The organism is Devosia psychrophila (assembly GCF_000971275.1).
Taxonomy (GTDB): Bacteria; Pseudomonadota; Alphaproteobacteria; order Rhizobiales; family Devosiaceae; genus Devosia; species Devosia psychrophila.
The window spans coordinates 1-13,581 of the sequence record NZ_LAPV01000141.1 but is presented as its reverse complement, the minus strand read 5'-3'; the positions used below and the strand labels follow the sequence as shown (position 1 = coordinate 13,581).

Genomic DNA, 13,581 nt, shown 5'->3' with positions numbered 1-13,581 from the left:
TTGTATGATGACTATCCCATTCAGAATCGGTCATAGAAAAGCACCGCTGACAGGGCCAACGGTGCCTAAGTAAATCCAACACTGACAGTTGGTTAGATGTGGATCGCCCCATCGCCAAGCGACAGCGCCGCTTCGCGCACGGCTTCCGACAGCGTCGGATGGGCATGCGTCGAACGCGCCAGATCTTCTGCGGCGCCGGAGAATTCCATCAGCACTACGAGTTCGTGGATCATCTCGCCGGCATTCTTGCCAACGATATGGGCGCCCAGCACGCGATCAGTCTCGACGTCGGCGAGGATTTTGACGAAGCCCTGCGTCGCCAGCACCGCCTTGGCACGGCCATTGGCGGTGAAGGGGAATTTGCCGATCTTGTACTCGATACCGGCAGCCTTGAGTTCGTCCTCGGTCTTGCCGACCGAAGCGATTTCCGGATTGGTGTAAACCACAGCGGGCATAACTGCATAATTGACGTGGCCGGCCTGGCCATTGAGGATTTCGGCGACGGCAATGCCTTCGTCTTCCGCCTTGTGCGCCAGCATCGGGCCGGCAATCACGTCGCCGATGGCATAGATGCCGTCGACCGAGGTCTTGTAGTGCTGGTCGACGCGCACGCGGCCGCGTTCATCGAGCGCCACGCCAACGATGTCGAGGCCAAGGCCTTCGGTGAACGGCTTGCGGCCGATGGAAACCAGCGCCACATCGGCATCGATGATTTCCATGTCGCCGCCCTTGGCGGGTTCAATACGGATCTTGAGCGAGCCATCGTCCTGCTTGTCAATGCCGGCGACTTTGCTGGAAAGCTTGAATTCCATGCCCTGCTTCTGCAGCATGCGCTGGAACTGGCGGGCAACCTCGCTGTCCATGCCGGGGAGAATACGGTCGAGATATTCGACCACGGTGACCTGCGCGCCAAGCCGGGCCCAGACCGAACCAAGCTCAAGCCCGATCACGCCGGCGCCGATCACCAGCAGCTTGCCCGGCACTTTTTCAAGGCTCAGCGCGCCGGTTGACGTAACGATAGTCTTCTCATCGATCTCGATGCCCGGCAGGCTTGCCGACACCGAACCGGTGGCGATGACGATATTCTTAGTCTCGATTTCAATGGCTGCGCCGGTCGGTGGGGTGACCAGAATCTTACCAGCCGAGACGATAGTACCGATGCCGCGGATCGGAGTTATCTTATTCTTTTTGAACAGATAATCGACGCCGCCGACATTGCCGGCAACCACTTCACTCTTGTGGTTCATCATCTGCGGCAAGTTCAAGACAGGCGCCGGAATATCGATACCCAGAGCCTTGAAACTGTGGCCGGCTTCTTCGAACATCTCTGTCGCGTGCAGCAGCGCCTTGGACGGGATGCAGCCGATGTTCAGGCAGGTACCGCCATGGGTCGCCCATTTCTCGACGACCGCCACCTTCATCCCCAGCTGTGCTGCGCGGATAGCGGCAACGTAGCCGCCCGGACCCGAGCCGATGATGGTGAGATCGTACGCGTCTGCCATTTGGTGCCCCGAAACTTGTTAGTGTTGCTGAGCCAGTGCGACACGCACTGCCAGCAGGATGAATGTAATGCCGGTTACGCGATTAAACCACCGGCCGAAGCGGAAAAACCCTTGCCGTACAGAGGCTGTCGTAAAGAAAACCGAGACCAATGCGAACCAGGCAAAAAGCATGATGCTCATGCACAGCACATAGATCACCTTGATGTCGCCGCCAGTGCGAGCCGAAACCAGCGTGGTGAACAGCGCCAGAAAGAATAGCACGGCCTTTGGGTTGAGCAGATTAGTCAAAAAGCCCAATGCAAAAGCCGCGAAATCGCCGCGCTTGGCACCGGCCAGATCGCTTTCGGCGGGCGGCTGCGGCGGCGGACTGCGCAGGGCGGCAATGGCCAGCCAGACCAGATAGGCGGCGCCGGCCCACTTCAGAATATTGAACAGCATCAGTGAATTGCCGACGATCACCCCGAGCCCGAGCAGCGTATAGCTGCCGTGGACGAGGATTGATGTGGCGATACCGGCTGAGGTGAACAGCGCCGCACGGCGGTCATGGCCGATGGATTGGCGCAGCACCATGGCGAAATCGGCGCCGGGGATAACTGCATTGATACCGAAGGCCAGCATCAGGCCGGCGAATTCAAGCCAGGGAAAACCTACACTCATGGCGATGCTCATCCACTGCGCACGGCGGCGCGGAATCCCTGTTTAGCCGATTAACGGTGGGTTCGAAACGAAGATTCCCGTTTTTGCTGAAATGATGCGCTGGCAATGACTTGGCTATTGCGAGGCGATGGCCTGGGCCTTTTCAAGGGCGTCCGGCAACTGCTTGTCGATGTCGAGGACGCCGCTTTCGACCTGTTCGACGAAGGCCCGGCAGAAGGTATTCTTGTCTGCGGCCTGGTTATAGGCGCTCATGATCTGGGCGCCGCCATAGGTCTCGGCTGCGGCCTGCTTGGCTTCGGATGTGCCGCCAAGGCGGGCGATGACCCGGTCGGCCAGTTCGAGGAAGCCGATATTGCGTAAGTACCAGTTATCGCTGGCAGTTTTGTAGGCGCCGTCGAGCCCGGTGGTCTCGTAGCAATGGGTGCTCATGGCCGAAACGATGGCCTCCGAGCCGTGGAAGGCCATCAACTCGCCGATCAGCTCGGGGTCGGACACTTCCTGTGCGCTGGCGGGGATAAGTGCAGCCAGCCATGCAGCGGCAAGAATAATAGGGAAACGCACCAGCACTCGAACTCCGTATTTTGTCAGCACTGCTGTCTTTGTCAGTCACCGCATAAGCCCGGAATTTGCTAACAGACTGTTAGCATCGAGCGCAGCAAACCATCACCCTTTTGTAACGCGAAAGGGCCCGCCGGTGGCGAGCCCTCGTATGACGTCTTATTGCGGCAGCTTAGAGGTCAAGCACCAGGCGCTCCGGTGCTTCAAGGCTTTCCTTGACGCGCACCAGGAAGGTCACGGCTTCCTTGCCGTCGACGATGCGGTGATCGTAGCTGAGGGCGAGATACATCATCGGGCGAATGACGACCTGGCCGCCGACGGCGATCGGACGCTCCTGGATCTTGTGCATGCCAAGAATACCAGACTGCGGTGCGTTGAGGATAGGCGTCGACATCAGCGAGCCATAAACACCACCATTGGAGATGGTGAAGGTGCCGCCCTGCATGTCCGCCATCGAGAGCTGACCGTCACGGGCTTTCTTACCCATGGCGTTGATGCCCTTTTCGATCTCGGCAATCGACATCTGGTCGGCATTGCGGATCACCGGCACGACGAGGCCCTTGTCGGTGCCCACCGCCACGCCGATGTGGGCGTACTGCTTGTAGATCAGGTCGTCGCCATCGATTTCGGCGTTGAGCGAGGGTATTTCCTTGAGTGCGTGGACCACGGCGCGCGTGAAGAAACCCATGAAGCCCAGCTTGACGCCATGCTTCTTCTCGAACAACTCCTTGTAGGAATTGCGCAGGTCCATCACCGGCTTCATGTCCACTTCGTTGAAAGTGGTCAGCATGGCGGCGGTGTTCTGTGCATCCTTGAGGCGGCGGGCAATGGTCTGGCGCAGGCGGGTCATCTTGACCCGCTCTTCTCGGCTCGCATCGTCGGCACTGGTCGGAGCACGCGGGGCGGCTGCAACCTTGGGCGCTTCAACCTTGGCGGCAGGCGCCGAGGCGGGAGCCGCCTGCTGCACCTTTGGCGCTTCGGAAACCGACTGGTTGGCCGGCGCAGCAGCATTGCCACGACCGAGCGCTGCCAGCACGTCTTCCTTGAGCACCTGGCCGGATTTGCCCGAGCCGTTGATGTCGTTGCCGTTCATGCCGTTTTCGGCAAGCATCTTCTGGGCCGACGGCGCGGGCGCCCGATCGGTCGCCGTCACCGACTGAGCCGCTGGTTCCGGCTTGATCTCTTCGGGACCGGCAGCATTGTTGGCTGGAGCGTCGGCCTTGGCTTCGGGCTTTGGCGTGACAATGGCCCCTGCCCCACCGATAGCGCCGAGCAACGCGCCGACATCCACCGTCTCGCCCGGCTGGGCGGCGATGGCTTCGAGCACGCCGCTGGCCGGCGCTGGCACTTCGATGGTGACTTTGTCGGTTTCGAGCTCGACGATGGGCTCATCGGCGGAAACGGTGTCTCCGACCTTCTTGAACCACTGGCCGATAGTGGCCTCGGTAACGCTCTCGCCAAGGGTGGGGACGCGGATTTCAGTCGACATTGTATTGTCCTTTTAGCTGCCGAGGGCTTCGTCGAGGAAGGCCTGCAGTTGAGCGAGATGGGTCCGCATCAGACCCGTGGCAGTAGAGGCGGAGGCTGGGCGGCCGGTATAGCGGACGCGCTGGCCGGTGCGGCCCATCTGGTCGAACACCCATTCAACATAGGGCTGAATGAAGGCCCAGGCACCCATATTTTTGGGTTCTTCCTGGCACCAGATGATCTCGGCGTTCTTGAAGCGACTGAGTTCGTCCAACAGCGCCTTGGCCGGGAACGGATAAAGCTGCTCGATGCGCAGGAAATAGACATCGTCGATGCCCTTTTTTTCGCGATCTTCCAGCAGGTCGTAATAGACCTTGCCGGTGCACAGCACGACGCGACGGATCTTGTCGTCGGCAGCCAGCTTGACCGTGGTCTTGGGCGCGCCGGGTGCCTCGGCATCGTCCCAGAGGAGACGGTGGAAGCAGGAATCGGGACCCATTTCGACCAGACCCGAGGTGGCGCGCTTGTGGCGCAGCAGGCTCTTGGGCGTCATCAGGATCAGCGGCTTACGGAAGTCGCGGGTCACCTGGCGGCGCAGGGCATGGAAGTAGTTAGCCGGCGTCGTGCAGTTGGCGACCTGCATATTGTCCTCGGCGCAAAGCTGCAGAAAGCGCTCGGGACGGGCCGAAGAATGTTCCGGGCCCTGGCCTTCATAGCCATGCGGCAGCAGCATCACGAGGCCCGACATGCGGAACCACTTGCGTTCACCCGAGGAGATGAACTGGTCGATCACGACCTGGGCGCCGTTCACGAAGTCGCCGAACTGGGCTTCCCACACGGTCAGGGCCTTGGGCTCTGCGAGGGAATAGCCGTATTCGAAACCGAGCACGGCCTCTTCTGAGAGCATCGAGTTGATGACCTCGTAGCGGCTCTGGTCTTCGGCGAGATTGTTGAGCGGGGTGTAGCTCTTGTTGTCGACCTGCTGATCGTTCAGCACCGAGTGGCGCTGGCTGAATGTGCCGCGTTCGACGTCCTGGCCCGATAGACGCACCGGATGACCATCGGTCACCAGCGTACCGAAAGCTAGAGCCTCGGCTGTGGACCAATCGATGCCTTCGCCGGATTCAATAGCCGCCAGACGATTGTCCATGAATCGCTTGACCGTCTTGTGGACGTTGAAGTCTTCGGGAACTCGCGTCAGCGCCGTGCCGATCTTGACCAGTTGGTCGATTTCGACGCCGGTATTGCCGCGACGCGGGCCTTCCTGGTCGGCCGGCTTGAAGTCCTTCCAGGCGCCATCCAGCCAATCGGCCTTGTTGGGCCGATAATCCTGGCCGGCCTCGAACTCGGCTTCCAGCTTGGCGCGCCAATCGGCCTTCATCTGGTTGATCTCGTCGGCCGTCAAATGGCCTTCGCCGATCAGCTTTTCCGAATAGATTTCCAGCGTGGTCTTGAGGCTCCGGATCTTGGAGTACATCAGCGGCTGGGTGAAGCTGGGCTCGTCGCCCTCGTTATGGCCAAAGCGGCGATAGCAGAACATGTCGATGACGACAGGCTTGCCGAACTTCTGGCGATATTCGACCGCGACCTTGGCAGCGAACACCACGGCTTCCGGATCATCGCCGTTCACATGCAGCACCGGCGCTTCGATCATCTTGGCCACATCGGTCGGATATGGGGACGAGCGCGAATACATCGGGCTGGTGGTGAAGCCGATCTGGTTGTTGATGACGAAATGGATCGACCCGCCGGTGCGGTGACCCTTGAGGCCCGAGAGGCCGAGGCATTCGGCGATGACGCCCTGCCCCGCAAACGCCGCATCGCCATGGATCAGCAGCGGCAGCACCATCGAGCGGTCGGGCTTGCCGTCCACCGCGATGTTGAGCAGCTTGCCATCGGGAGAGATGTGCTGGTCCTGCTTGGCGCGCGCCTTGCCCAGCACCACGGGATCGACGATCTCGAGATGGGATGGATTTGCTGTCAGTGACAGATGAACCTTGTTGCCGTCGAATTCACGGTCCGAAGATGCACCCAGATGGTACTTCACGTCGCCCGAACCCTCGACGTCGTCGGGGTAAAAGGCGCCCCCCTTGAACTCGTGGAATAGGGCGCGATGCGGCTTCTGCATGACTTGCGTCAGCACGTTGAGGCGACCGCGATGGGCCATGCCCAACACGATATCCTTGATGCCCATGGCACCGCCGCGCTTGATGATCTGCTCCAGCGCCGGGATCGTCGATTCGCTGCCATCGAGGCCGAAGCGCTTGGTGCCAGTGTATTTGACGTCGATGAACTTTTCGAAGCCTTCGGCCTCGATCAGCTTGGACAGGATGGCCTTCTTGCCTTCCTTGGTGAAGGTGATTTCCTTGTCAGGTCCTTCGATGCGCTCCTGGATCCACTGCTTGGCTTCAGGATCGGAGATATGCATGAACTCGATCCCCAGCGTACCGCAATAGGTGCGGTTGAGGATCGCCAGCATTTCGGGAATGGTCGCATATTCGAGGCCCAGATAGCCATCGACGAAAATCTTGCGGCTGTTGTCTGCTTCGGTAAAGCCGTAGCTGCCTGGATCGAGTTCCGGCGCCGGCTCATCGGCCTTCATCTTCAGCGGATCGAGATCGGCATGCAGGTGGCCGCGCATGCGGTAGGCCCGGATCATCATGATGGCGCGGATCGAATCGCGCGTCGCCTGCATGACATCGGCAACGGATGACTTGGCCACACCCATGGCCTCGGCCTTCTTGGCGATGGCCTTTTCGGTCTTGATGGCGATCTCGCCCCAGTTGCCGTCCAAGGCACTGACCAGTTCGCCATTGGCGCTCTGCGGCCAGTCCTTGCGGCCCCAGCTTGGGCCTTCGGCATTTTGCTGGGCGACACCTTCGCCGTCGTCGAGCTTGGAAAAGAAGCTCTGCCACGTGGAATCCACGCTGGCCGGCTCAGTCTTGTAGCGGGAATACAGCTGCTCGATATAGTTGGCGTTCCCACCATATAGGAACGAAGTCAGCAAGAACGTGTCGTTCTTTTCCTGTCGTGTCATCGCTTTTGTTGCGAGGCCAACGCCCCGCCATCCTTCTCAACGGGCCAGCATCGGCTGGCATAATGGGCGGTCAGAAATTTCGCGAATACTGACCGCATTTCCTTTGTATCTTGTTAAGACTTACGGCGCCCCAAAAGGCGCCGCAGCTCATTGCATTGTGATCGGCTGCCAAGACACTAAACGGCTTAGCACCGTTCTATGTCCTTCGCGCGACCGACATTGGTCGCATCCGACTTTGCAGAAAGTCCCCCCACCTGCCTCCCCCTCAAGGGGGGAGGTGAACCCAGTGCGTGCGGCAAGCAAGTGCCACAAACTCGGTGTCACCCTCCGTATTGAGTGGAGGGTTGGGAGGGGGGATTTCTTTCTAGCCCTTCAAAACTTCAGCCAGCGTCCGGCCAATCCGCGCCGGCGACTTGCTCACGCGGATGCCAGCGGCTTCCATCGCGGCGATCTTGTCTTCGGCACCGCCCTTACCGCCCGAAATTACGGCGCCAGCATGGCCCATGGTGCGACCGGCCGGAGCTGTCAGGCCAGCGATGAAGCCAGCCATCGGCTTGCGACGGCCGCGTCTGGCTTCGTCGATCAGGAACTGCGCTGCGTCTTCTTCAGCCGAACCGCCGATTTCGCCGATCATGATGATCGACTTGGTGGCTTCATCGGCGAGGAACATTTCGAGCATGTCGATGAACTCGGTGCCCTTGACCGGATCGCCACCGATACCGACGGCAGTGGTCTGGCCCAGGCCTTCATTGGTGGTCTGGAACACAGCTTCATAGGTCAACGTGCCCGAGCGGGAAACAATGCCCACCGAGCCCTTCGAGAAGATCGAACCCGGCATGATGCCGATCTTGCATTCTTCTGGTGTCAGCACGCCCGGGCAGTTTGGCCCGATCAGCCGCGACTTGGAGCCGACCAGCTTGGCCTTGACTCGAACCATGTCGAGAACCGGCACGCCTTCGGTGATGCAAACGATGAGTGGGATTTCCGCATCGATCGCTTCTTCGATGGCAGCGGCGGCACCGGGAGGCGGCACATAGATCACCGAAGCATTGGCGCCCGTGCGTTCCTTGCCTTCGGCAACCGTTGCGTAAACCGGCAGGCTGGCCGAGCCATCGACGCCCGAAGTCCAGGTTTCGCCGGCCTTCTTGGGGTTCACGCCGCCCACCATCTTGGTGCCGTAATAGGCCAGGGCCTGTTCGGTGTGGAATGTACCGGTCTTGCCGGTCAGGCCCTGCACGAGGACCTTGGTGTCTCTATTGACGAGGATCGACATCGACTTGTGCTTCCGTTTTGTTCCGGCTGGCGCCGGTATCCTGCGCCGAAGCGCGGACTATGAAAATGGCGGGGCTGTTGCTGCTCAGCCCTGCACGGCCTTGACGATCTTCTGGGCTGCGTCATCGAGATCGTCGGCTGAGATCACGTTGAGGCCCGAGTTTTCCAGGATGGCTTTGCCTTCCTTGACATTGGTGCCTTCGAGGCGAACCACCAATGGCACCTGCAGGCCGACTTCCTTGACCGCGGCGATGACGCCCTCGGCAATGACGTCGCAGCGCATGATGCCGCCGAAGATGTTGACCAGAATGCCCTTCACGGCCGGATCGGCGGTGATGATCTTGAACGCTGCCGTCACCTTCTCCTTGGATGCACCGCCGCCAACGTCGAGGAAGTTCGCAGGCTCGGCGCCATAGAGCTTGATGATGTCCATGGTGGACATGGCAAGGCCCGCGCCATTGACCATGCAGCCGATATTGCCGTCGAGGGCAACGTAGGCGAGGTCGAACTTGGAGGCTTCAATTTCCTTGGCGTCTTCTTCCGACAGGTCGCGCAGGGCCTTGAGCTCTTCGTGACGGAAGGCCGCATTGTTGTCGAAGCTGACCTTGGCATCGAGCACACGCAGGTGACCATCGGTCATCACGATCAGCGGGTTCACTTCCAACAGGCTCATGTCGGTTTCGGTGAAGGCCTTGTAGAGAATCGGGAACAGCTTGGCCGCATCGGTCTTGGCATCGCCATCGAGTTCGAGGGTGGCGACGATCTCGGCAATGTTGGCTTCGGTGACGCCGGCGGTCGGGTCGATGTCGACGGCGACGATCTTTTCGGGCGTATCATGCGCCACAGCCTCGATGTCCATGCCGCCTTCGGTCGAGATGACGAAGGAGACGCGGCCGGTGGTGCGATCGACCAGCAGCGAGGTGTAGAGCTCGCGGGCGATATCGGCGCCATCTTCGATGTAGAGCCGGTTGACCTGCTTGCCGGCATCGCCGGTCTGCTTGGTCACCAGGGTATTGCCCAGCATTTCCTTGGAGAAGGCGACCACGTCTTCGATGGTCTTGGCCAGACGCACGCCGCCCTTGGCATCGGGGCCGAGTTCCTTGAACTTGCCCTTGCCACGGCCGCCGGCATGGATCTGGCTCTTGACCACATAAAGCGGGCCCGGCAGCGACCTGGCAGCAGCCTCGGCTTCGTCGACCGAGAAGATCGCGACGCCGGCAGCGACTGGTGCGCCATACGACTTCAGCAGCTCTTTGGCCTGATGTTCGTGGATGTTCATTTGATTTCCCCTTGGGTGGGTAGCACGGCGCCGGATGACCTCAATGCGCCGTATGGTCTGAAGCGGTCATCCCCGCTGGTGCGGGGATGACATCATATCGGCTAGGCCAGCTTGGGCGCGATCTTCTTGCAGGCCTCGATCAGCCCTTCGACCGATGCGACCGACTTGTCGAAGGCCTTTTGTTCGGCGGAGTTCAGCGAGATTTCGATGATCTTCTCGGCGCCACCGGCACCGATAACCACCGGCACGCCGACATAGGTACCCTTGAGGCCATACTGGCCGTCGAGATAGGCAGCTGCGGGCAGCACGCGCTTCTTGTCCTTGAGATAGCTCTCGGCCATTGCAATGGCGGATGCGGCAGGGGCGTAGAAAGCCGAACCAGTTTTGAGCAGGCCGACGATCTCGGCACCGCCATCACGGGTGCGCTGTACGATGGCGTCGAGTGTTTCCTTGCTCATCCAGCCCATCTTGACGATGTCTGTCAGCGGAATGCCGGCAACGGTCGAATAACGGGTCAGCGGCACCATGGTGTCGCCATGGCCACCGAGCACGAATGCATTGACGTCTTCGACCGAGACCTTGAGCTCATCGGCGATGAAGTGGACGAAGCGCGAGCTGTCCAGCACGCCGGCCATGCCGATCACCATGTTGGTGGGCAGGCCAGAGAACTTCTGCAGCGCCCAGACCATGGCATCGAGCGGGTTGGTGATGCAGATGACGAATGCCTTGGGCGCGTATTTGGCAATGCCCGCACCCACCTGCTCCATCACTTTGAGGTTGATTTCCAGCAGGTCGTCGCGGCTCATGCCAGGCTTGCGCGGCACGCCGGCGGTGACGATGATGACATCGGCGCCCTTGAGGTCTTCATACTTGGAGGTGCCGGTGATCTTGGCATCATAGCCTTCGACCGGTGCTGCCTGGGAAATATCCAGCGCCTTGCCCTGCGGCACGCCATCGACGATATCGAACAGAACGATGTCGCCGAGGTCCTTGAGAGCTGCCAGATGGGCGAGCGTCCCACCGATCTGACCCGAGCCGATAAGTGCGATCTTTTTGCGCGCCATTCGTCGTCCATCCCAGACTGCGTTGAATTGGCGCACGTCTTAACCCTAGCCGCCATAAGGGGCAAGTGAACCCTTCGTCGTAAAGCCGCTTTGAGCCTTGCTGATGGGCGAAGGGGTGATGCCGGATGGGCAATGGGGCCGGGTCAAGTGTCCTTTGTTGGGTACCCCCACCTAGCCTCCCCCTGATGAGGGGGAGGAATTCGGCCGGTGTGTTTGACTGGATCGAGCCTCGAACTCGATGAAGCCCCTCCCCCTTTTCAGGGGGAGGCTGGGTGGGGGTATTCTTCCTTCACGACCTCAGCATCCCGCAGCCCCTTTGCCAGATATTCCTCTGACTGCATCTCATCCAGTCGCGAAATCGTACGCTGGAATTCGAAGGCGGTGCGGTCGTCCTTGCCGAGGTGCTCCAGCGGGGCGGCGAAGCTGGCGCCGAGTTTGACGCCGCGATCGTAGAGATTATCGATTAACAGGATGAAGCGCTTGGCGGCATCGGACTTGGTCCGGTCCATCTGCGGTACGTCGTCGATCAGGATCGAATCGAAGTGATGAGCGATGCGTACGAAATCCCGCGATCCGAGCGGCTTTTCACACAAGTCGGCAAAACCGAAACGCGCCGCGCCCATGGCCATGGCCGGCACGGCGATTTCGCGCCCAATGCTTTCGACGACGCCCGGCGCCCCGGCGACGCCGCCGGTGATGCGCAGCCAGAGCGCGTCCATCTCGGCGCGCACTTCAGGGCCAATGCCGAAGGCATAGACATGCTGGCCAGCAAACTTCATGCGGCGATAATCGCGTTCGGCATGCAGCGACGCCACGGTGCAATGTTGTTTCAGCAGTTCGATGAAGGGCAGGAACAACTGGCGGTTGAGCCCATTCTTGTAAAGCTCGTCAGGGACCACGTTTGACGTCGCCACCAACGTGACGCCATGGGCGAACAGCTTTTCGAACAGTCGATACAGCAGCATGGCATTGGTGATGTCATGCACATGGAATTCGTCGAGGCAAAGCAGGCGCAGGTCCGAGCGGACGATGGGTTTCACCACGGCTTCCACGGGGTCGGCGTCCTTACCCTTGGGGCTTTTGCGGAAGGTGGCCATGCCGGCATGGACTTCGTCCATGAACTCATGGAAATGCACGCGCCGCTTCTGCTTGATTGGCACGGCGGCAAAGAACAGGTCCATCAGCATGGTCTTGCCGCGCCCGACCTCGCCGTGGAGGTAGAGCCCGCGCGCCGGTTCTGTCTTATCGAACAGCTTACCCAAAAAACCCTTGGGCTGCTCGGCTACCAAGCCAGCGAGCACGTCGTCGAGCAAACCCGCCGCCACGCGCTGCGCCGGATCAGCAACCAGCACGCCACCTGTGGCTAGATCGGCGTAGGCCGTGGTGACAGGGCCGGCTATGGCCGGGGAAATGGATGACATGACGATAGCAACGCTTCCCTCGGGTTCGACCCATGGGCCCATTGCCGCACCCAATGCGTTGAGAGCGGCCCTCGGGTCAAGCCCGAGGGAAAAGAAAGGGTGTGAAGATGGCTGCTAGCAGAGCGTCTTCTGCTTATGGGCTAGTTCGATGCGTTTTCGGTCAAGCCGAGTCGAAAATGATCGGCAACGAGAACCGGAGCGTAGCGTATGTCTCGTACGAGAGCACCGGAAGCGCAGAAGCCGGTCATTTGCAGACCGGCTTCACCGAAAACCCCTAGCGGGACATTGAGATGGCCTGGCCACCCGAGATCGTGCCGATATAGCGGCCGCTGCTTGGGGCGAGGAAGGCGGCGATATTGCCGTTGTCATCATAAAGCTGCAGCTGGCTTCCGACCTGCTGCCACCCGGTAACCGAAGCGATCTGCGGCACGGTGCAACCCGGCGCCGAGGCGCGGTAATAGCTGGTGCCGGTCTTGGCGGTCATCGGCAGGTTGATGCGGCAGCTCGCGGCACCGGCAGCGACATTCCACACACCCTCAGGACCAGCGCTCACGCCGCCGGCGACTGGCTGTGACGTCGGCAGCGTAACGAACGAGCCGTTGGCATTTGCCGTGGTGGTTGCGCCGAGGCCCGGCGTCATCATGCCGGGGGATGCCATCGCGGTCTGGGTAGGGACGCCACCGAGAACTGGCTGGCCGGAAAGGCCCGGTGCCACAGTGCCGGTGGCGCCGATAGCAGGCAAAGTGCCCTGCTGTACGGTCGAATTCTGGACCGGCTGCAACTGCGTCGGTGCACCGATTCTATTGAGACCGGCCGTGTTGGAGCCGGTGGACTGGCACGCAGCCAGCACAACGGCGATTGCCGCCACGCCTAATGCGGACGATCCGCGCTTCCAAACCGTCATGGGTTCGCTCCTGCCCGAAGGCTTAATAAAGGTTAACAGCTTGGCAGGCTTATAGCCAAAGGCCGCGCTGCGTTCAACCGCCCGGTCCGCAACAATCCAAAGCCATATCAATATGGCCTTTTATTGATCGGTTGCCGCCATTTCCTTCAACAGCTCCACCGCCAGAACAGTTGCATCAGCCGCCTCTTCTTCGGGCACCTGCACCGGAACGCCCTCGATGCCGAACAGATTCGGCACGCCGGGCAGCACGCCATCGACCTGTTCGAGCGGATGAAATCCATAAGCCCGCAGGGCAACTTCGAGCGCCCGCGCCATGGATGCGTTCTTGGCTTGGGCAATGATTTGATAGGCCATGCAGTCTCCTTTGGGGTGGAGGATATGGTGACGGGGAGAGGGATTGTGGGCAAGGGGGTTTGAGGG

The 13,581-nt window shown here is 60.5% G+C and carries 11 protein-coding genes; all 11 read right to left on the bottom strand.

Annotation, left to right across the window (positions count from 1 at the left end):
- Nucleotides 1-92: 92 nt before the first annotated feature.
- The 11 genes from lpdA to WH91_RS15105 all read right to left on the bottom strand — a co-directional run bounded on the left by lpdA (nucleotide 93) and on the right by WH91_RS15105 (nucleotide 13,515).
- On the bottom strand, nucleotides 93-1,502 hold the full coding sequence (gene lpdA, locus WH91_RS15155) for a dihydrolipoyl dehydrogenase (RefSeq protein WP_046171852.1): 1,410 nt from the start codon (nucleotides 1,500-1,502) through the stop codon (nucleotides 93-95).
- An 18-nt stretch (nucleotides 1,503-1,520) separates the two neighbouring features.
- The gene (locus WH91_RS15150; RefSeq protein ID WP_046171948.1) at nucleotides 1,521-2,159 is read right to left on the bottom strand and encodes a LysE family translocator; all 639 of its coding nucleotides are present in this window, start codon (nucleotides 2,157-2,159) and stop codon (nucleotides 1,521-1,523) included.
- A gap of 114 nt (nucleotides 2,160-2,273) precedes the next feature.
- Nucleotides 2,274-2,720, bottom strand: a complete 447-nt coding sequence (locus WH91_RS15145; RefSeq protein WP_143078060.1) for a hypothetical protein — start codon at nucleotides 2,718-2,720, stop codon at nucleotides 2,274-2,276.
- A 169-nt stretch (nucleotides 2,721-2,889) separates the two neighbouring features.
- On the bottom strand, nucleotides 2,890-4,206 hold the full coding sequence (odhB, locus tag WH91_RS15140; protein ID WP_046171850.1) for a 2-oxoglutarate dehydrogenase complex dihydrolipoyllysine-residue succinyltransferase: 1,317 nt from the start codon (nucleotides 4,204-4,206) through the stop codon (nucleotides 2,890-2,892).
- A 12-nt stretch (nucleotides 4,207-4,218) separates the two neighbouring features.
- Nucleotides 4,219-7,221, bottom strand: coding sequence for a 2-oxoglutarate dehydrogenase E1 component (locus tag WH91_RS15135; RefSeq protein WP_046171849.1), 3,003 nt, complete (start codon nucleotides 7,219-7,221; stop codon nucleotides 4,219-4,221).
- A 364-nt stretch (nucleotides 7,222-7,585) separates the two neighbouring features.
- Nucleotides 7,586-8,494, bottom strand: a complete 909-nt coding sequence (gene sucD / locus WH91_RS15130) for a succinate--CoA ligase subunit alpha (protein ID WP_046171848.1) — start codon at nucleotides 8,492-8,494, stop codon at nucleotides 7,586-7,588.
- Nucleotides 8,495-8,578: 84 nt separating this feature from the next.
- Nucleotides 8,579-9,772: an ADP-forming succinate--CoA ligase subunit beta gene (gene sucC / locus WH91_RS15125; RefSeq protein ID WP_046171847.1), complete on the bottom strand. Its 1,194-nt coding sequence runs from the start codon at nucleotides 9,770-9,772 to the stop codon at nucleotides 8,579-8,581.
- A 101-nt stretch (nucleotides 9,773-9,873) separates the two neighbouring features.
- A complete protein-coding gene (gene mdh / locus WH91_RS15120; protein ID WP_046171846.1) occupies nucleotides 9,874-10,836 on the bottom strand; it encodes a malate dehydrogenase in 963 nt (320 codons plus the stop codon).
- 257 nt (nucleotides 10,837-11,093) lie between these two features.
- Nucleotides 11,094-12,257, bottom strand: coding sequence for a cell division protein ZapE (gene zapE, locus WH91_RS15115; RefSeq protein WP_082102199.1), 1,164 nt, complete (start codon nucleotides 12,255-12,257; stop codon nucleotides 11,094-11,096).
- 274 nt (nucleotides 12,258-12,531) lie between these two features.
- Nucleotides 12,532-13,161, bottom strand: coding sequence for an AprI/Inh family metalloprotease inhibitor (locus tag WH91_RS15110; RefSeq protein ID WP_143078061.1), 630 nt, complete (start codon nucleotides 13,159-13,161; stop codon nucleotides 12,532-12,534).
- 120 nt (nucleotides 13,162-13,281) lie between these two features.
- On the bottom strand, nucleotides 13,282-13,515 hold the full coding sequence (locus WH91_RS15105; protein WP_046171844.1) for a hypothetical protein: 234 nt from the start codon (nucleotides 13,513-13,515) through the stop codon (nucleotides 13,282-13,284).
- Nucleotides 13,516-13,581 lie beyond the last annotated feature (66 nt).